Origin of the sequence: Anaerococcus marasmi (assembly GCF_900290195.1) — a bacterium.
Classification (GTDB): domain Bacteria; phylum Bacillota; class Clostridia; order Tissierellales; family Peptoniphilaceae; genus Anaerococcus; species Anaerococcus marasmi.
In genome coordinates this window covers 103,959-123,906 of the sequence record NZ_OLMF01000004.1, presented here as the reverse complement: position 1 = coordinate 123,906, position 19,948 = coordinate 103,959, and the positions used below count along the sequence as shown (strand labels likewise).

Annotated in this window: 19 protein-coding genes; 1 reads left to right on the top strand and 18 read right to left on the bottom strand. The window is 34.8% G+C overall.

Annotated features, from left to right (window positions below; genetic code table 11):
* Positions 1 to 95 precede the first annotated feature (95 nt).
* Positions 96 to 284: a 50S ribosomal protein L28 gene (rpmB, locus tag C7D97_RS00690; protein WP_105300295.1), complete on the top strand. Its 189-nt coding sequence runs from the start codon at positions 96 to 98 to the stop codon at positions 282 to 284.
* A gap of 80 nt (positions 285 to 364) precedes the next feature.
* Here the strand turns inward: rpmB and C7D97_RS00685 are convergent, their stop codons facing one another.
* The 18 genes from C7D97_RS00685 to C7D97_RS00600 form a co-directional block, all read right to left on the bottom strand.
* Positions 365 to 2,491 carry a catalase gene (locus C7D97_RS00685; RefSeq protein ID WP_205408044.1) on the bottom strand — a complete coding sequence of 709 codons (2,127 nt, stop codon included), beginning with the start codon at positions 2,489 to 2,491 and terminating at the stop codon, positions 365 to 367.
* A gap of 95 nt (positions 2,492 to 2,586) precedes the next feature.
* Positions 2,587 to 3,255: a ribulose-phosphate 3-epimerase gene (gene rpe / locus C7D97_RS00680; RefSeq protein WP_105300294.1), complete on the bottom strand. Its 669-nt coding sequence runs from the start codon at positions 3,253 to 3,255 to the stop codon at positions 2,587 to 2,589.
* Entirely contained in the window at positions 3,249 to 4,121 is an 873-nt protein-coding gene (rsgA, locus tag C7D97_RS00675) for a ribosome small subunit-dependent GTPase A (protein WP_105300293.1), read from the bottom strand. Before rsgA ends, rpe begins: the two co-directional genes overlap by 7 nt.
* On the bottom strand, positions 4,118 to 6,121 hold the full coding sequence (pknB, locus tag C7D97_RS00670) for a Stk1 family PASTA domain-containing Ser/Thr kinase (RefSeq protein WP_105300292.1): 2,004 nt from the start codon (positions 6,119 to 6,121) through the stop codon (positions 4,118 to 4,120). Before pknB ends, rsgA begins: the two co-directional genes overlap by 4 nt.
* Before the next feature lie 8 nt (positions 6,122 to 6,129).
* A complete protein-coding gene (locus C7D97_RS00665; RefSeq protein ID WP_105300291.1) occupies positions 6,130 to 6,855 on the bottom strand; it encodes a Stp1/IreP family PP2C-type Ser/Thr phosphatase in 726 nt (241 codons plus the stop codon).
* A 2-nt stretch (positions 6,856 to 6,857) separates the two neighbouring features.
* On the bottom strand, positions 6,858 to 7,883 hold the full coding sequence (gene rlmN, locus C7D97_RS00660) for a dual-specificity RNA methyltransferase RlmN (protein ID WP_205408043.1): 1,026 nt from the start codon (positions 7,881 to 7,883) through the stop codon (positions 6,858 to 6,860).
* Complete coding sequence (gene rsmB / locus C7D97_RS00655; RefSeq protein ID WP_105300289.1) at positions 7,873 to 9,165, bottom strand: 16S rRNA (cytosine(967)-C(5))-methyltransferase RsmB; 1,293 nt, start codon at positions 9,163 to 9,165, stop codon at positions 7,873 to 7,875. The genes rlmN and rsmB overlap by 11 nt, the downstream gene beginning before the upstream one ends.
* Positions 9,158 to 10,096, bottom strand: coding sequence for a methionyl-tRNA formyltransferase (gene fmt, locus C7D97_RS00650; RefSeq protein ID WP_105300288.1), 939 nt, complete (start codon positions 10,094 to 10,096; stop codon positions 9,158 to 9,160). The genes rsmB and fmt overlap by 8 nt, the downstream gene beginning before the upstream one ends.
* Positions 10,089 to 10,565 carry a peptide deformylase gene (def, locus tag C7D97_RS00645; protein ID WP_105300287.1) on the bottom strand — a complete coding sequence of 159 codons (477 nt, stop codon included), beginning with the start codon at positions 10,563 to 10,565 and terminating at the stop codon, positions 10,089 to 10,091. The genes fmt and def overlap by 8 nt, the downstream gene beginning before the upstream one ends.
* A 44-nt stretch (positions 10,566 to 10,609) precedes the next feature.
* Positions 10,610 to 14,128 (bottom strand): chromosome segregation protein SMC, encoded by a 3,519-nt coding sequence (gene smc / locus C7D97_RS00640; RefSeq protein ID WP_105300286.1) that lies wholly within the window; start codon positions 14,126 to 14,128, stop codon positions 10,610 to 10,612.
* Positions 14,119 to 15,198 (bottom strand): elongator complex protein 3, encoded by a 1,080-nt coding sequence (locus C7D97_RS00635; protein WP_105300285.1) that lies wholly within the window; start codon positions 15,196 to 15,198, stop codon positions 14,119 to 14,121. Before C7D97_RS00635 ends, smc begins: the two co-directional genes overlap by 10 nt.
* The gene (gene rnc, locus C7D97_RS00630; protein WP_105300284.1) at positions 15,191 to 15,910 is read right to left on the bottom strand and encodes a ribonuclease III; all 720 of its coding nucleotides are present in this window, start codon (positions 15,908 to 15,910) and stop codon (positions 15,191 to 15,193) included. Before rnc ends, C7D97_RS00635 begins: the two co-directional genes overlap by 8 nt.
* Complete coding sequence (locus tag C7D97_RS00625) at positions 15,910 to 16,134, bottom strand: acyl carrier protein (protein WP_105300283.1); 225 nt, start codon at positions 16,132 to 16,134, stop codon at positions 15,910 to 15,912. Before C7D97_RS00625 ends, rnc begins: the two co-directional genes overlap by 1 nt.
* Positions 16,131 to 17,105 (bottom strand): phosphate acyltransferase PlsX, encoded by a 975-nt coding sequence (plsX, locus tag C7D97_RS00620; protein ID WP_105300282.1) that lies wholly within the window; start codon positions 17,103 to 17,105, stop codon positions 16,131 to 16,133. Before plsX ends, C7D97_RS00625 begins: the two co-directional genes overlap by 4 nt.
* Before the next feature lie 51 nt (positions 17,106 to 17,156).
* Positions 17,157 to 17,336 (bottom strand): 50S ribosomal protein L32, encoded by a 180-nt coding sequence (gene rpmF, locus C7D97_RS00615; protein ID WP_015777605.1) that lies wholly within the window; start codon positions 17,334 to 17,336, stop codon positions 17,157 to 17,159.
* Positions 17,337 to 17,399: 63 nt separating this feature from the next.
* Positions 17,400 to 18,593: an acetate/propionate family kinase gene (locus C7D97_RS00610; RefSeq protein ID WP_105300281.1), complete on the bottom strand. Its 1,194-nt coding sequence runs from the start codon at positions 18,591 to 18,593 to the stop codon at positions 17,400 to 17,402.
* A 65-nt stretch (positions 18,594 to 18,658) separates the two neighbouring features.
* Positions 18,659 to 19,456, bottom strand: a complete 798-nt coding sequence (locus C7D97_RS00605) for a hypothetical protein (RefSeq protein WP_105300280.1) — start codon at positions 19,454 to 19,456, stop codon at positions 18,659 to 18,661.
* Positions 19,453 to 19,947, bottom strand: a complete 495-nt coding sequence (locus C7D97_RS00600; RefSeq protein ID WP_105300279.1) for a PilW family protein — start codon at positions 19,945 to 19,947, stop codon at positions 19,453 to 19,455. The genes C7D97_RS00605 and C7D97_RS00600 overlap by 4 nt, the downstream gene beginning before the upstream one ends.
* Position 19,948 lies beyond the last annotated feature (1 nt).

The following is a 19,948-nucleotide window of genomic DNA, read 5'->3' as shown; positions in this document are numbered from 1 at the left end:
GACTATCATTTTTCGAGAAAATATAAGAAAAAGTTGTAATTTGTATTGATATTTGGTAGAATAATAAAGATGAATAAAAGCTAGGAGGTGTAAGAATGGCAAGAACATGTGATATCTGCGGTAAGGGAACACAATCAGGTAAGAATGTAACTTTCTCTCACAGACAAATCAATAGAAAATTTAAGGCAAATGTTCATAGAGTAAAAGCTTTAGTTGATGGAACACCTAAAACAATTAATGCATGTACAAAATGTCTAAAAAGCGGTAAAGTAGAAAAAGCATAATTGCAAAATGTTTTTTTTATTTCCAATAAAATATTAGAAATGTAAAAGGATGAGGTCAAGCCCCATCCCTTTTTATTTGTCTAAATTGATCCGTTTCTGTCCCAGAATCTTTGTTTTTCTAAGTTTTTTATAAATTTATCTGCATCAGACATATCTTTTGTGACCATTACTCCTGGATCATCTTGCTTATCTTTATCTAAGATGTCTTTTGGATCTCCTATTATCCATAATGGTTTGTAATGTTTATATGTTTCTTCTGCAAATTCTTTGACATTTTTCATAAATTCATCTGAAGGTTTTTCAGGAACTACTATGATCAAGCTATCCTCAAGGACTGGATGAACTGTATCATATCTATGGTCAACCTTTACTCCATCCTTTGTTTCCTTAAGTGTTTTTTGAATTATCTCAGCTTTTGCCTTGCTCTCCTCTATTTTTTCTTTCAATGATTTGAAATCAAAATCATCTTCATCATCTGAATATATACCAACCTTCAAGGTATCCGTTTTAAATATTGTATTTTCTTGAGAGAATTCTGGCATCCTTACTTTAAGAGCTTCTTTTGTAGGTTTTACTCCCGCTGGATCAAATCCTCTTTCCTTATCTGGAGAGTCTGCTCCTACATTGTCTGCTATCGCTTTTGCCATGTCTTCATCAACATTTGCAAACATATCTACGACATTTTGTCTAATTGCGCTTCTTTTAACCTTGGATAATTCAAATGAGAAAGCATTGATAATGTGTTCTCTTTCTACATCACTTAGAGATTTATAGAAGGCTGTAGCCTGACTGAAGTGGTCTCTAAAACTATCATCACGATTCTTAATTACCTTACCATCAATCTTTTCTTGATAATGTTCAAATCCGCCGTCTTCTACACTTTCATAGTAAGGAGACTGATCATCTATGCTTGACTTGTGGTAAGCAACTGGTCCTTTATTTATCATATGTTGGTGCCAGCCGTCTCTTTGGTTGTTGTGGACTTCAGTTATAGGCCTATTTATTGGAATTTGAGCGAAGTTTGGACCACCTAGTCTTAGTAGTTGAGTATCGGTATAGGAGAAAAGTCTTCCTTGTAAGAGTGGGTCATTTGTAAAGTCAATTCCTGGTACTATATTACCTGGGTTAAAGGCAACTTGTTCAGTTTCTGCAAAGTAGTTATCGACGTTTTTGTTTAGGATGATCTCACCGATTTTAATCTTTTCTATATCTTCCTCAGGCCAAAGCTTGGTTGGGTCTAAGATATCGTATGGATAGTCAAATTCTTTTTCTTCTGGTAAAAGTTGAACACAGAAGTCCCAAACTGGATAATCTCCTCCATCAATTGCTTCATAGAGGTCTTTTCTTTGGCTGTCAGGATCATTTCCTGAAACCTTTAAAGTCTCATCCCATACTCTTGAGTGAACCCCAAGTTGTGGGTTCCACTGAAATCTTACAAAAGTTCCCTTTCCTTTTGCATTGACGAATCTAAAAGTATGAACTCCAAAACCATCAATCATCCTTAGAGATCTTGGTATAGCTCTATCACTCATCTGCCACATAGTCATATGAGCTGACTCTTGATTTCTCGTAACAAAATCCCAAAAAGTATCATGAGCAGATTGAGCTTGAGGAACTTCTGTATCTGGCTCAGGTTTTACTGCATGGACGAAATCAGGAAACTTAATCGCATCTTGAATGATAAATACTGGAATATTGTTTCCCGCTATGTCGTAGTTTCCTTCTTCTGTATAAAATTTAAGAGCAAAACCACGAACGTCACGAGGAGTATCAGTAGATCCTCTAAATCCTGCCACTGTAGAAATTCTTGTAAATAAAGGAGTTTCCTTACCTACTTCTGTAAATAGGGATGCCTTTGTGTATTCACTCATATCTTTTGTACATTTAAAAATACCGTGAGCACCAACACCACGTGCATGAACGATTCTTTCAGGAATCCTCTCATGGTCAAAGTGCATGATTTTTTCTCTAAGATGGAAGTCTTCAAGTAGGCTTGGTCCTCTCACACCTGCCTTTAAAGAGAATTCATCTTCAGCCATCTTAAGGCCCTTATTTGTGGTAAATGCCTTATTTTTATTATCTACCTTATTCTTCTTTAAATCCTTTTGTTTAGCGTTATCAGCTACCTTCTTAGGCTTTTTCTCACCATCGGGAATAAGAGGAGCCTTCTTAAATTCATGTTTATTTTTATCATCTTTTTTAGCCATTAGAGCCTCCTTTTAAATTAACGTTATCATTAGACTTATACCCAATAAAAAAAGCTTAACTCATTATTAAGTCAAATAGTAAGCTAAGCTTTTACCTAATTATTTTCTATCTCTTCAAAGATATCATAGTAAGTATTGATTTGATTTTTTATATTATCTTTCGCAAATATATCAGAACCTGATACTATCTCATCACAACCTGCCTCTATTACCCTACTTACATTAGCGGTTTTGATGCCGCCGTCGATTTCAATCTTGGTATTAAGCTTATTTTTATCAATATATTCTCTAAAAAGCTTCACCTTATCAAGACTATCTTCCATAAAGCTTTGTCCGCCAAATCCTGGCTCGACACTCATTACAAGGACACAATCCAAATCTTTTAGCAAAGGCAAAACCTCTTTTGGATCTGTCGCAGGCTTTAGGGTAATTCCTGCTTCAATCCCAAAAGACTCTATAAGTCTAATTACTTCCCTTGGATTATCAGTAGCCTCTATATGAAAAGTAATCCTATCAGAGCCTGCTTTTACGAATCTTTCTATATATCTTTCAGGTCTTTCGATCATAAGGTGGGTATCGAAGAAATAATCATTTCTCTTTCTAATATCCTCTATAACCTTAAAGCCAAAGGAGATATTTGGTACGAAAATCCCATCCATCACGTCTATATGAAGCATCTTAAGTCTAGTATCTTTAGTATCGTCTAGATTTTCTTGTAGTCTTGAAAAGTCACATGAAAGTATTGAAGGTGCTAATTCTACCATTTGTTTTCTCTCCTTTTTTTAACTTCCTCAAAAAGCATGAGGTAATTATCATATCTAGTCTTAGAAATAAGTCCATCAGCTAGTTCATTTTTTACAGCACAGGCTGGTTCATTTATATGATTACAATCCTTAAACTTACATTTCTTATCCCTAAATTCTCTAAACAAATACTTTAATTCTGTCTCATCTTCTATAAAGTCAATATCAAATGAGTCAAAGCCAGGAGTATCGAAGAGGAAGCTGGACTCCCCTATTTTGAATATTTCTGTATGGCGGGTGGTGTTTTTTCCCCTCTTACTCTTTTCTGAAATTGAGCCAGTCTCTACTTCCATGTCGATTAGGTTATTAAGGAAGGTGGACTTACCTACTCCGCTTGCTCCTGATACTGCAGATGTCTTGTTCTTTAAGATATCGAGTATTTTTTCTTTAGGGAAATTGTCGAAATTGTCAAGACTTATAATCTTATATCCTATATTTTCATAAATATTTTCGAAATCTTTTACTTCATTTTCATCACATAAGTCAATCTTCGAAAGAACTATCACTACATCTATATCCTTGTATTCACACATAGCGAGGTATTTATCAAGATTATAGAGATTTAGGATTGGATCTTTGATCGTCGCAAATAATAAGATCTGGTCTATGTTAGAAATATTTGGTCTCTTTATTTCGTTCTTTCTTGGGAGAATTTCAGTAATATAGGCCTTACGATCTTCAAGATCATCGATTACTACATTATCTCCAACCAGGGGTTTAATCTTTTTTACCCTGAAATTTCCCCTAGCCTTGGCCATTAAGATTTTGCCATCGCAGTCTACATAATATAATTCTTTTTGAGCTTTTGTAATCTTTCCTTCTTTCAATTTACTGTATACACTCCGTAAGATTCATCGTCTACCAAGACTTCAAACTTAGTATTTTGGATTGCTTGGAAGTTTAATTGTAAGACTTGATTCTCATCTAAATCCTTGCTAGTTTGATTTTGATCATATAAGATATCACTTCTCTTGTCGTTATCGTCTAGCTTATATATTTTGACATTGAATTTATCTTTACCATTGTTTATATTAAGTCTTAAATCTACGTTTTTAGCCTGGCCTGTCTTATCTTCTTCTTTTTCCTTATCCTTATCCGTATCCTTATCCTTATCCTTTTCCTTTTCTTTCTCCTTCTTACCAGTAGAAATTACTAGATCTATTTGAGATTGTGGCGCTACTTGGGTTCCTTCTGATATTGATTGGCTTATAACGTTGCCTTTTTCAACATCTTCACTTTCCCTGTAGTCGATATTTCTAAGGATAAGTCCGTACTGACTAATTAGACTTTCTGCTTGTTCTTCACTCATTCCTATAAGGCTTGGAACTTCAATATTTTCAATTTTTTCTTCAGGTCCTGCACTGATTACAAGGTCGACCTTGCTTCCTGCTTGAAGGTTTGTAGCAGATCTTGGGTTTTGATCAATTATTAAGTCTTTTTCAACTTCTTCGCTATATTCTGTGCTTGTCCTTCCTATGCTTAGACCCAGCTCTTTAAGTTTTTCTTCTGCCTCTGTAAGATTTAATCCAGCAAGGTCTGGCACGCTTACTTCTCTTCCAGCACTAATTACAAGATTTACCGTAGTTGACTTTTTAACTTCTGTATTTGCTTCAGGATCTTGCTTCATGACCTTGCCCTTGTCATAATCGTCGCTTTCTTCAGTTCTTGAAATATTTGCCTTAAGCCCTCTCTTCTCAAGCTCTTTGACCGCCATTTCTTGGCTTAGGTTTATGACTGTTGGAACTTCAATAACGTCTTCTTTAGGTCTTGACATAAAGTAATACACCGCTGAAACCAAAATCAGAGCAAGTAGGGCCAGTGGCCAAATTTTAAGTGATTTATTTTTCCCTTTATCTTCTGACGCTTCATCAGTCGGAGAAACATAAACTGCTTCTTCTGACTTTGGTGTCTCTTCCTTCTTTGCCTTTTTTTTCTTTTTCTTTTCCTTATTTGGAACAACTATTGGAATTCTCGCTGTCTCTTCTAGGGCTTGGTCTTTCACGGAATTTTGATTTTCAAGACTTTCTATAAGCTCTGTCGCATTTAGGTATCTATTTCCAGGCTCCTTTTCAAGAAGCTTCATAATAATGAAATTTAGATGATCAGATAAATCTTCATTTAATTCCTTGGCAGGCTTTGCCTTATCTTGGATATGCATTACAGCAATTCCTACAGAATTATCAGCATCAAATGGTACCTTTCCGGTTGCCATTTCATACATCACAGCTCCAAGGGAATACAGGTCGCTTTTTTCATCAACGATTTTGCCCTTGGCTTGTTCAGGTGATATATAATGAACTGTTCCTAGAATTGATGATGTGTAAGTTATGGTCGCATTTGATGATACTCTAGCAATACCAAAGTCTGTTACCTTAGCAAGACCAAACTTATCTATCAGAATATTTTGTGGCTTGATATCCCTGTGTATAATTCCTGATGCGTGAGCGGATTTTAAGGCTTGAGCAATCTGAACAGAATAATCTATTATATCGTGATTAGAAAGCTTTCCCTTTTCATCTATTAGATCCTTAAGAGTTTGTCCCTCAACATATTCCATGACAATATAGTAAATTTTTCTTCCTTCAAGTAGGTCTTCTCCTATATCGTAGACATTTACTATATTTACATGATTTAATTTAGCAGCTGATTGAGCTTCGTTGTTGAATTTCTTTAGAAATTCCTCATCTTCCGCATACTGCTCCTTAAGTACCTTAATGGCAACAAATCTATCGAGTAGCCTATCTTTGGCCTTGTAGACCTTGGCCATTCCTCCAACGCCTATCTGCTCTATAATCTCGTACCTATTGTCCAAAATTATCTTTTCCATATTACCTCTTATATCAAAATCGTAGTCACTGTTATATTATCGCGACCACCCTTATTAAGTGCTAGTTCAACAAGTCTTGATGAAATATCATATGCCTCATCAAATTCGTTGACTACTTTTGTTATCTCTTCATCTTTAAGCTCGTTAGACAAACCATCTGTAAACATCAAAACTACATCTCCATCTTTCATAGAGAAGGTCTGACTTTCTGGTTCTATCTCTTCTTCTGTACCGACAGCCTTTGTGATAGCAGACTTATTGATAAAGTTTTCGGCCTCATCTTCTGTTAGAGAACCTGTATCTATTAGGTCGTTTATCAGAGAGTGGTCTCTAGTTCTTACTCTAAGTTTTTTATCTTGATAGATATAAATCCTAGAATCTCCTACATGAGATATGTAATAAATCGCATTTTTTCTATCAACTAGCATGCAAACTACAGTTGTACCCATCCTAAGCCCTTCGCTATCGTCAGATAGTTTATAGATCTCGCTATTGGCATACTTTATTGCTTCCTCCTGAAGGTCGACGTAAGATGAGTAGTCATCTAAGTTTGCATTTTCTATAAAGTCTATATAAGACTTGCTTGCAAGCTTGCTAGCGACTTCTCCCCTACTGTGGCCTCCCATCCCATCGGCAACTATAAAAAAATCTAAGTCGCCAATGGTCGTATTTGCATAGGCATCTTCATTTTCCTGCCTTATTTTTCCAATATTTGATATTGTACTAAATTTCATGCTCACCTCGCATAATTATTTCTAAGCTGGCCACAAGATGCATCGATATCTGACCCCATCGACTTTCTTATGGTTGCGTTTAATTTTTTCTTTAAAAGCTTGTCTCTAAAGTCCCTTAGAGCAGTTGACTTTGGTCTATCATAGGAAAATTCTTCGATTGGATTTAGAGGGATTAAATTAATATGGACGTTTTTGCCCTTAAGTAGGCTAGTTAAATTAGATACGTCACTATCGAGATTATTAACCCCATCTATAACTACATACTCGAAGCTTACCCTTCTTTTAGTCCTATCCAGATAATAATCTGTCGCCTCCATTAGACTTTCAATACTGTATTTGTTAGCAATCGGCATAAATTTGCGTCTTTTATCATCATCTGCATAATGCAGGGAGACTGCTAAATTTACATCAAGACCGCTGTCAGCAAGCTTTCTAATCATTGGGCTTAGGCCAGATGTTGAAAGGGTGATTGACCTATGGGAAAGGTTTCTTCCATTTTCGTCAGTAATAATTTCGATGAATTTTCTAATATTATCATAATTATCCAAAGGTTCACCTATGCCCATTATCACTATATTATTTATATCTCCATTGAGTCTCTCTAGTGCATAGACTTCTTCTATAAGTTCTCCTGCACTTAAGTTTCTTTCAAGGCCGTTTTTGGTTGAAGCACAGAACTTACACCCCATCCTACAACCTATTTGTGAAGAGATACAAATAGTTTTTCTCTTATCATAATCCATAAAGACAGCTTCTATAATATTTCCATCTGCTAGAGAAAATAGGTATTTCTTTGTATTATCAAGCTCAGATACAAATTCCCTTTCTACTTTCATCTGAGGGAAGTCATACTTTTCTGATAATTTCTCCCTCATATCCTTAGAAAGATCGCTCATTTGTGTAAAGTCTCTGACTTTATTTACGTGAATTTGCCTATAAACTTGCTTGGCCCTAAATTTTTGATAGCCTTCTTTGGTGAAAATTTCTTCCAATTCTTTTATGGATTTGTCATTTAATTTATCTTTCATAATCATTCTTCTTAAATTTGCTTATAAAAAATCCGTCAGTTTCGTCCTCAAAACTTACAAATTCCAAGTATTTCTTGCCATCAATCTCTAAAGAAGTTAATCTTTCATCTGCTTTTAAGAAATTAAAATTATCAAGGTTTTCGACCTTGCCTAGGGTACAAGTTGAGTAAACTAGAAAGCCCCCAGGCTTTAGATATCTAATTGCAGTGGCTAGAATTTTTCTTTGAAGCTCTGCCAAAACTTTAATATCAGCCATAGTTCTGTTATATCTAATCTCAGGCTTTCTCGCCATTACTCCAAGACCAGAGCAAGGGGAATCGACTAAGACATAGTCGAACTCTTCCTCAAAATCAGATCTGTAGGCACTTGCATCAAAAGAGTCAAGCTCGATATTACTAAGGCCTAATCTTTCGATATTTTCTCTTATTAGACTTAACTTATTCCTAGAGATGTCATTCGCTATTATTTTACCAGTATTTCTCGTATATTCAGCAAGGTAGCTGGTCTTTGTCCCAGGGGCTGCACATAGGTCTAGGATTTTTGAATCCTCTTTGGGATCAAGAACTTCAACCGTCTTCATGCTCGCTTCTTGTTGGATAGTAAAAAGCCCATCCTTAAACTCACTAGTGGCTACAAGACCTGAAGGATTCTTTACCAAGAGGGCATTTTCACTTATCTTTGACACTTCTATTTCAAATCCGTTAGCTTTTAGCTTTTTAATTAAACTTTCCTTATAAGCCTTTAATCTATTAATCCTAATAGAAAGTACCGCCTCCTTATTGCTATAGCGGAGGAAGGCTTTGGTATAATCCATACCATAATTATCAAATATATATCTAGTAATCTCTTCTGGCATAGAGTATCTTACGGAAAGTGACTTTATATCATCGCTTATCTTAATCTTTGCTATTTCCTTCTCATCTCTTATGAAATTTCTTAAGATAGCATTTACAAATCCAGATGATCTCTTATTTTTTCTCTTTGTAAGTTCAACTAGCTTATCCACTGTGGCATAATCCTTAGTTTCTAGAAAATGTATGTTATAAACACCGATTTCTAGAATGGTAAGGACATTTTTGTGGATTTTCTTAAGCTTTATCTTAGATAATTTTCCTATCATATAATCTATATAGATTTTATTTTCTAGGACTCCATAAATAACTTTGGTAGCGTATGGGAGATTATCGACTCTCTTTTCTAGATAATTTATCTCCTCGTTACTCTTCTTATCATCGTAGATTATTCTTACAAGCGAGTTTAATATTAGTTCTAAATCATTCATTGGCTAAAGTAATTTTCTCTTCAAAAGAATTGCCCATGAGGAAGGATTTAGTATCCATGGCCTTCTTTCCTGGAAATTGAATTTTCTCTATCCTAATAGCCCCATCTTTTGTTCCTATAACAATCTTTTCCTTAGGATTTGCCTGATAGACATAGCCAGGCTTTCCTTCATAGCCTTGAGCGATTTCTGCCTTGTAAACCTTAACATTAGATCCTTCGTAAGCAAAAAAGGCCACTGGGTATTCTACAAAGGCCCTGATTTTATTAATGATTTCTGAAGAATTCTTATTCCAATCAATTCTTCCCATATCTTTTGTGATTTTTGTACAGAAAGTCGCTTTGCTATCGTCTTGTTTTTGTCTATTCTTATAGACTTCATCAAAGTTTAGGATAGTTTCTCTGATTTTCTCTGCTCCAATCTCACTTAATTTTTCTTCAAGACTTATATAATCATCACTTTCTTCTATAGGAACTTCTTCTTGGATAAGTATATCACCAGAATCCATGCCTTTTTCTATAAGCATAGTCGTAACTGCAGTCACATCGTCACCCTTAAGGAGAGAAAACTGCATAGGGCTTGCTCCTCTTAAGGCAGGAAGGATTGATGGATGTAGATTTATAATCCTATCTTCGTAGGCTTCAAGTAGGTGTTTTCCTATAAGTTGACCGAAGGCTACTACTACAATGTAGTCGATCTCTAAAGCTTTGAGTTTTTCTACAAATTCAGGGCTGTTTACTGACTTTGGTGTTATGACATCAATCCCCTTATCCTGAGCATATTTTTTAATCTCTGTTGGTGTAACTTTTCTCCTATTTCTCTTCTTGTCAGGAGAGCTTACAACAAGTTTGACATCTATATTTTCATCATTATAAAGAACATCCAAAGTTCGCACTGCAAACTTTGGATTGCCCATAAAACATATATTAATCATTTTCTGTATCGAATTTAACCTCTTCAATAGCCTTATCTCTAAATAAAATTCCATCGAGATGGTCTATTTCGTGAGATAAGATTTCTGCTGGAAAACCATGGGCGTCCCAGATTTTCTCGTTTCCTTCTTCGTCTAAATATTTTACCTTTAGATGTTCTGGCCTTTTGACAGTCGCATTAAAATTAGGTATAGAAAGACAACCTTCAATACCAATCTGTTCTCCATCTGATTCTATAATCTCAGGATTTACGAGCTTGACTAGACCTGTAGTATCATCATGTGGATCTACCACTATAATTCTTTTTAAAATTCCGACTTGAAGAGCAGCAAGTCCGACACCATCAGCTTCATACATAGTATCAGCCATGTCGTCTAGTAAAACTTTAATTCTATCTGTAATTTCAGGGACAACTTTGGAAGTTTTCCTTAAAATAGGGTCCCCTTCTTTTCTTATATTTCTAATTGCCATACTTCCTCCTTATCTACATTATTGTACTTTTGTAAAGCTTATTTTCAATTATTTGCAAAGTCTATAGAATATACTTGACTTTTGCCATCATCGCCAATAGTAACCCCATGGATTCTCTCTGCAAGCTGCATTGTCGTCTGCCTGTGAGTTATCATTATAAACTGGGTCTTATCAGACAAGCTTGTCAAATATTCTATATATCTTTTAATATTTGTCTCATCTAGGGCAGCATCTATCTCATCCAGGATTGCAAAGGGAGCGGGATTAGTCTCAAAGATTGCAAAGAGTAAGGCCACTGCTGTAAGGGCCTTCTCCCCACCTGATAAAAGCGAAATCGACTTAGCTGACTTAGATGGAGGACGAGCTTCTATTTCAATACCTGCATTTAAGCTATCGTCACTATCTAAAACTAGCTTTGCATCCCCTCCAATAAACAGGATCTTGAAAATCCTCGCAAACTTCTCATTTATAATATTGAAGTTTTTGATAAATTCTTCTTTCATATCTTTTTCGAGCCTTTTAATCATGGTTTCAATATCTGACTTGGAATTTACAAGGTCTGTCATCTGCTTATCCAAGAAATCAAATTCTTCTTTGGCTTCTTTATAGGCCTCTAGAGAGTTTTCATCGAAAAATCCAATAGTGTTTATCTTTCTTTGAAGATCTACTAAAGACTTTTTGCTTATTCTATCAAAACTTAAGTCCCTATATTTCTTATCCATCTCATCTAGGCTTTGGCTAATGAAAGGACTAATCTCATCAATAATAGAATCATATTTGCTTGTCGCAGTAGAAAGTGCGTAATCACTTTTTACCTTCTCTATGTTTAATTCCTTTATTCTCTCATCGACTTTCTTTTCTCTATCAAGCAGGTTGGAATTTTCTTCTTCCATCTTACTTTTATCTTCTGATAAGATTTTAAGTTTTTCTTCTTCTTCTCTTATTTTTTTCTTAGAAAAGTCAATTGCCTTTTCAAGATTTTGATCTTCCTTATCAATTTCTCCTAGAGAATCGTCGATTTCACCCTTAAGTTTAATCTCCATCCTATTAGAATTATCTAAATCCCTTAGGGAATTTTTAAGATCTGTGATGGTATTTATAATGAGATTAATATCTCTAGTAATCATAGCAGAAGTATTTTCAAGATTAATACTTTCCTTTTCCTTAAAGCTAAGAATCTTTTCTTTACTTGCGATGGTTACTTTTATATTTTCGATTTCTTCTTTTAGTCTCTCATGATTTTCTCTTAGACTATCTATATCTAAGGATCCTGTAAGGACTAAATCATAGTCGCTTTCTTCAGAAAGCTCCTCTTTTCTCTTGATAGCATTTTCAATTCTTATATTGACTGAAGAAAGATTGTTTTCCCTATCCCTCAATGAGTTTCTTTCTTCTTCTATAAGGCTAGTAATTTCTTTAAGCTTATCATCGAGGATATTTATATCAGCACTAATCTCCCTATATGTCTTGTTATAGGAATCTTTCTTATTTCTTAAGGAGAGAATCCTTTCTTTTATCTCCTCAAGCCTCTTGTTTCTATTTAAAAGATTGGTATTTTTCTTCCTATTTTTGTCATTACCAGCAACCATAGAACCCCAGTTATTTATAATATCTAGATTCAAGGTAATTATCCTGTAGCCTCTTATCTTATTGGAAAGGCTAACGGCGCTATCAATATCTTTTACTACTACAGTCGATCCCAAAAAATGATCTATTATATTTGTAAGTTCAGGGTCTGCTTCGATCAAATCGTAGGCCATAGCGATTACCTCATCCTCTTTTGGCCTATCTTTTCTATAAGATTTTATAGAATCTATAGGAAGAAAGGTGATCCTTCCCAATCTATTCTTGTTTACAAAGTTGATTAACTCTCTCGTATCAAGCTTAGTTCTTGTTACAATGTTTTGAAGACCTGCCCCCATTAGATTGTCGATTACATCCTCATAGCCTTCCTTAACTCTAATGAGGTTAGCAAGGGAATCTAAATACAAATTATCTAGACCGTACTCCTTAGTTTTATTTAGGAAGTCTTGGATTGAATAGAAATATCCCCTATTCTTGTCGAGATTTTCCTTTTGAAGCTTAAATTCTGAAATTAAAGTCTTAAGATTGATGTTATTTTCAGCATTAGCCTTTGATAAGTCATCGCTTTTTCTTCTTTTATCTAAGAGATTTTTCCTATAATCTTCTTCTTTTTTCTGGAAATCTTTTAGCTTATTTGTAACTTCTTTAAGCTCAAGTTCAAGTTTCGTTTTGCTTTCTTCAAGGATAGATAAGTCCTTGTCAATAGCTTTAATTTTGGCCAACCTTTCTTCGGCATCTTTGGCCTTTTTTTCGTCAATTATGGCCTTGGATTTTTCCTCTATTTCGTAGTTATAAATTTCACTTGCTAGTTTGTTTAATCTTAACTCTTCCTTAGAGTTTTTATCGACTAGGTCTTTTAATTCACTTTGTGTTTTATTGACTATAAGTTGGTTTTCTTTAAGACTTTGGCTTATTTCTTCAAGCCTTTTCCTATTATCATTTAAGTTTTTTTCTTCATTTTCTAGGTCTTTTCGACCCTTCTCTCTTTTTTCTTCATTCGATGAAATATTTGATCTAAGTCTTTCTAAATCTTTAGAATTATAATCATATTTTTGCTTGTTTAGAAGAAGCTTGCTTTTAGATTTTTCTATTGATTTGTTATATTTGTCTATACTATCTTTAGTTTTTCCTATATCTTCTTCTACTTCTTTATAATCTTTTGTAAATGGAGCAAGCTTTTTTCTGATATTATCAAGCTCTATTTCAGATTTGCTAATTTCTTTATCAAGCCTTGTGATATTTTCACTCGCTTCTTTTTTCTCATCTAGGAGAGCTTTAGACTTATCTTTTAGGTAAAAATACGCCTTCTGGTCAAGCTTCTCAGTTAATCTCTCATTTTCCTCGTGATTTTCCTTATAGGTTTTAAGAAGGCCTAGTTCTTTTTTCTTATATTCCCAGTCTCTTTCTATGACTTCAAGGTCATCGCTTACCCTATCAAGCTTCTTACCCGCTTCATCTCGTCTAAACTTATGCTTGGCTATACCGCTCGCTTCTTCAAAGATATTTCTCCTATCCTTAGGAGAATACGATATAATTTCATCAATCCTACCTTGGGAGATGATTGAGTAACCTTCCTTGCCGACTCCGGTGTCTAGGAAAAGTTCTCTTACATCCTTAAGCCTTACCTTTTTGCCATTGATCCTATATTCATTTTCTCCGTCTCTATAGATTCGCCTTGAGATTTTTACCTTGTCATAACTTAGATCAAGAGCCTTATCCTCATTTGAAAAGTTTAGATTTACCTCCGCAAGGTTAAGGGACTTGGAGCTTTCTCCTCCTTGAAAGATAACATCGTTCATCTTAGATCCTCTAAGACTTTTTGCAGATTGCTCTCCTAGAACCCATCTTACAGCATCAGATATATTACTTTTGCCCGAACCATTGGGACCTACCACAGCTGTAATCTTTTCATCAAATTCAATTTTTGTTCTATCAGCGAAGGACTTGAAGCCCTTAAGCTCTACATTTTCTAATCTAATATCAAATCACCACCGTAAGATTTCTTTACATAAGAGTAGATAAATCCATCTAAGTCAAGCTTAATCTTTCTGTCTTCTAAGCTAATAAAATCCAATCTATCAGGCTCAAAGGAGAGATTTATCCCATATTTTTGATAGAAATATTTCTTGTTGGATTTTTTGTTGCCAGCAATTATGGAAATACTTCTGTTGTCTGTGTGTATGGTAAAGTTTCTATCGATATTTTCTCTTTCGATAAGCTCTTCTAGATATTTCCTATATACCAAAGATTCCGTTAGTTGCCTAATAGCTGGATGGAAGGGACCTGCCACCACATCTGCCTTATCATTGATGTTTTCAGTAGTTTGTAGGCCAATTCTTATTACGTCTATATCCTTTGCCCTGTAGATCATGTAAAGCTCGGCAGAAAGCTCGACCGCCTTTTCTAGGTCAAGTGGCTTATAGACTCCGATACTATAAATAGCTTCAAGCTTCGTATCTTTGATAACTAAAGTTGGATAAATTCTTACCATATTAGGATTCATATTAGCCGAATCTATGGCGGACTTTATAGATTTTTGATCCTCGTCCATGAAAAGCCCTGGCATAATCTGATGACCTAGGCTGAAGCCGTATTCTTTGATAAGCTCACTTGCCCTGTATGAATCCTCTATTTTGTGGCCTCTCTCGTTATAATCTAATACTTTCTGGTCTAGAGACTGGATGCCAAGCTCGATTACATCCACACTTTTTTCTTTTAATATATCTAGAATAGAATTATTTATATAATCAGGTCTAGTAGAAAGTCTGATTCTATCAATAATTCCCTTATCTTTGTAAGACTTTGCGACATCAAGATAAGCTATCATCACATCTTCGTCAAGTCCTGTGAAAGATCCTCCAAAAAATGCTATTTCATCGGCCTTTTCTCCTGGAAAATATGAAAGATTTTTTTCGATTTCTTCTATGAGTTTATCCTTATCTAGTTTGTCCTTAAAATTTGTGATCTTCACTTGATTGCAAAAGGCACAATCGTGAGGGCATCCCAAAAAAGGTATAAATATAGGTATTATATATTCTTTCTTAGCCATTTTTTCTCTTTATTTTTTCATATGCAGCTTGGGCAGCTTTTTGCTCTGCTTGCTTTTTATTCTTGCCAACCCCATGGGCCAATACCTTGTTTCCTAGCTTAACAGCCATGGTAAAGGTCTTCTCATGCTCAGGTCCTTCTTCTTTTACTAGAACATACTTTAAGATTTTCCTATCTTTTGCATTATGATATTCTTGAAGTTTGGTCTTATAATCGTTGAAGATTGTATCGTCATTAATGATCTCTAGAGCTTCTTCCTTATAATTTTTCTCTAAAAACTTAAACAAGTTATCATATGAAGAATCTAGGTAGATTGCAGCACAAACTGCTTCGAAGGTATCCGCCTTGACATGCTTTTTAAGCTCGCCTCCACCTTGTCTTTCCCCATTTCCAAAGTTAAGAAAAGTCGTCATTTCAAACTTCTCACAAGCCTTAGCAAATGATGAGGTACACACGAGCCTTGATCTAGTTTTGGTTAACCAGCCTTCAGGCTTTATAGAATAGTGTTTAAATAGTACTTCACTTACTATCATATCTAGGATAGAATCTCCCAAAAACTCTAGTCTTTCGTTGCTTTTTTTCTTTCCTTTGACCTCATTTGTATAGGAAGAATGAGTAAAGGCTACATCAATCAAATCTTTATCATTGAAGGTGTAGCCAATACTTTTTTCAAATTCTTCTATTTTTTTTAGTCTATTATTAGAAATAGCCATTAATTTTTGCTCTCAATCACACTGACAATATCAGCGAGTGTTTCAATCTCATCTAATTCTTCATCAGAAAACTCTACTGAGTACTCATCTTCTATTAGCATAATAAAATCAACTAGGTCAATAGAGTCGATATCTAAATCAGAAATCTTACTATCGAAGTCAATTTCACTAGGGTTGAGATCAAGGTTTTCAACTGCTAATTCTTTAAGTCTTTCTCTAATCAAATCAATTCTCCTTCTATTTTTTCAATAACATTCTTATCTATATAATCCATAAGCCCCAAAAGGGCGTTTGATATTGCTGTTTCATTGGCATTGCCATGGGCTTTGTAGGCATAGGACCTTACTCCTAAAAGTGGAGCTCCACCGACTTCATCAGCAGAAAACTTGTTAAACATGGACTTAAGATCCTTCTTCAAAATTCCTGCTGCAAGTTTGTTAGATAAGGATTTGTAAAATACATCCTTAAGCTCCTTACCCATCAGGCTAAATATACCTTCAGCTGTCTTTATGACAATATTTCCATCGAATCCATCTGCAAGGATAACATTGACCTTACCTGTAAATAAATCTCTTGCTTCGATATTTCCTACAAAATTAAGATTTGCTTCTTTTAATAGAGCATAAGTCTCTTTGGCAAGCTTATTTCCCTTGTGCTCCTCAACTCCAACATTGAGTAGGCCAATCTTTGGATTTTCTATATTAAGAACATTTTCTAGATATACTTTACCCATTAATCCGAATTCTTCCAAAAATTCTTTCTTACAATCCATATTAGCACCAGTATCCATAAGAAGAGTAGTCTCTCCTAGGGTTGGAAGGCTCGTAGCAAGACAGGCCCTGTCGATTCCTTTTATCCTTTTAGCTATGAAAAGTCCTCCCGCTAGAAGTGCCCCGGTAGATCCGGCAGAAAGCACACCATCATAGCCTTCTTCCTTAGACTTTTCGAAGGCCAATACTATAGAGGCATTTTTCTTTCTCCTAATAGCCCTTGCTGGGTCTTCGTCATTAGAGATGAATTCATCTGTGTGAATAATCTCATAGTCTTTTATTCTTCCATCTATTAACTCTTCGATTTTTTCTTTATTTCCAACAAATACTGGAGTAAAGTCGCGTTTTTCTTTTGCTATTATAGCTCCATCGACTAAGACTTTCTCACCCTTATCTGCACCGTATGTATCAATTAATATCTTCATATATACCTCTTTAAAATATTATATTAAAAAAGATAGTGTAAAACACTATCTTTACTCTACATCAAGAATTGTTTCGCCTTTATAATCTCCACAGTTTGGGCAAACTCTGTGTGGTAGTTTTGGCTCATGACAATTTGGACACTCAACATAGTTTGATCTATTCAAAGTATAAGCTGAGGCTCTTCTTTTATTTTTTCTTGTTTTTGATGTTCTTCTCTTTGGTACTGCCATCTTTGACACCTCCTCTTATCAGTTTAGCAATCTTTTATATTATATAATGATAAGAGTTTTTTGTCAAGCTTCTACGATTGATTTTGTATCTCTTGCAATCATCAACTCTTCGTTAGTTGCAACGACCATTATCTTAACTTTTGAATCATCTGTAGATACTTCGTGAGCCCCACCACGAACGTTGTTCTTTTCATCATCAATCTTGATTCCGAATTGTTCGAATCCTTCCATGATATCTTTTCTCATATCGATTGAATTTTCACCGATTCCGCCTGTAAATACTATGGCATCAACGCTTCCGATTTCTGCCATGTAACCTGCTATATATCTTTTAGCTCTTGTTACAAACATATCTAGGGCATATTGAGCTCTTTCGTTTCCTTCTTTGGCAGCAGCTTCTAGGTCTCTAAAGTCTGAGCTAACTCCACTAACTCCGAGCACTCCTGATTCTTTGTTTAGGATATTTTCCATCTCATCAGCTGTAAGATTTTTTTCTTTCATTATATATGTTACAGCTGTTGGGTCGATATCACCTGATCTTGTACCCATGATTAGTCCTTCAAGTGGGGTTAGTCCCATTGATGTATCATAGCTTTTTCCTTCTTTAACAGCTGTGATTGATGAACCATTTCCTAGGTGGCAAGAAATTATATTTAGATCGTTTACGTCTTTGCCTAGGATTTCTGCTGTCTTGTTAGTAATAAAGTTGTGGCTCGTTCCGTGGAAACCATATTTTCTAATAGAATCTTCTTCATAGTATTTGTAGTCTATACCATATAGGAAAGTTTTTTCTGGCATTGTTTGGTGGAAGGCTGTGTCAAATACAGCTACATTTGGGACACCTTCGAGTAGTTTCTCACAAGCTTCAAGTCCCATAAGGTTAGCTGGATTGTGAAGTGGGGCGAACTTGCTGTATTCTTCGATTGCATCTCTTACTTCTTTATCGATTAGGCAAGATTTTGTGATTTTTTCTCCACCGTGTACGAATCTGTGGCCTACTGCATCGATTTCAGATAGATCTTTGATTACTCCGTTTTCACTATCAACTAGGGCATCAAATACGTGACTAACTGCTTCAGTATGATCTTTCATATCTTCTTCGATTGTAAATTCATCATCACCTTTTTCTTGGATAAGTCTTGATCCGTCGATTCCTATTCTTTCAACAAGACCCTTTACCATAACTTCTTCATTTGCCATATCAAACAATTGATATTTAAGTGATGAACTACCACAGTTTATTACTAATATTTTCATGTTTCCTCCAATTATTTACAAATTTTCTCTATTTTCATTATACCTTAAATAACTTTTAGGCAAGGCTAAAAGCTATGGTTTGACAAGATTTCTAATTCTATAAGATCAGCTTTGTTCACTATATTATCAATAATAGGTCCGTAATCCTTAACATATTCTATATTTCCCTTATTTTGATCTATAGCTGCAAGTCCCTTAATCCTTATCTTTTTTCCTTTTGTATCAATCCTATCCTTAGCTATCAGAATACCTTCTACATATAAGTCCTTATCAATTGTCGTTTCTTGATCTAATATTATTACTCCCTTATAAGGTTTTTCTTTGCTTGTAGCCGGTATTTCATTATGGATTGTTTTATCTTCCTTGAATTCAAATTTATTAAGCTCATCTTTTATATCTTCATACCTTACAATTTCTTCGCTAGATATAAGTATATTCTCACGGGCTCTTAGATATATATTTGCTTCAGCTATTACATTTTTATAAAAGATATGCTCAAATATCCTATAGACCTTCTCTTTCCTAGGAGCAATATTAGAATCTATAACTCTCATAAGCATTATGCTTTTCTTTGAATTATTATAATTGATATAATATTTCTTGGCATTAGCGTGGCCTATATCACTTAAACCGTCATCGATTATCCTTTTATAATCTTCCAGTATATATTCTTTTATATCATTTTCGTAGTTATTTACAAAGATATTGGCTCGGCTTTCTGCCTCATAGACGGCCTGTTTCTTATTTAAAAGATCTTTGGATAAATCATTCTTACTTTGGACTTCTCTGCTTACAAAAGCAAGACTTATAGATAGGAAAAGCAATACGAGCAGCACATAGATTGTTATAAAACCTTTTTTCATAATCGTCTTCCTAAGTTTATAAATGTCTTGATAGAGTTAGTCGAAGAGTCTATCCTCATTTCTATGTATTTGTTATCCTCATCATCGTCGTTATAATAAAGATAAAGGTCATCTATCTCACAAATCCTAACCTTGCCTTCTCTTTCCGAAAATTTATCTGTGTTATATATATAGGCGTAAAGGACATTTCCTTTCTCTAGACTAAATCTATAGGCAGATTCCACAAATTTATCACGGGCTTGTTCGTATTCACTGATATAAAGTGTGAAATTACAATTATCATCTTCGGTTTTAACAATTTTATGAGCTCTTCTGATCTTATCTTCTATATATAAGGCGGCATGGCTTGCGTTCTTGTAATGCCTCTCGTCTATATATTTTTTATTTAAAAATCCCACATTTAGAGAAAATACCATAGATAAGGCCCCTATAAGAAGACTTGCTATGGCAATACTTACTAAAATCTCTATTAGAGTAAATCCTTTTTTCATC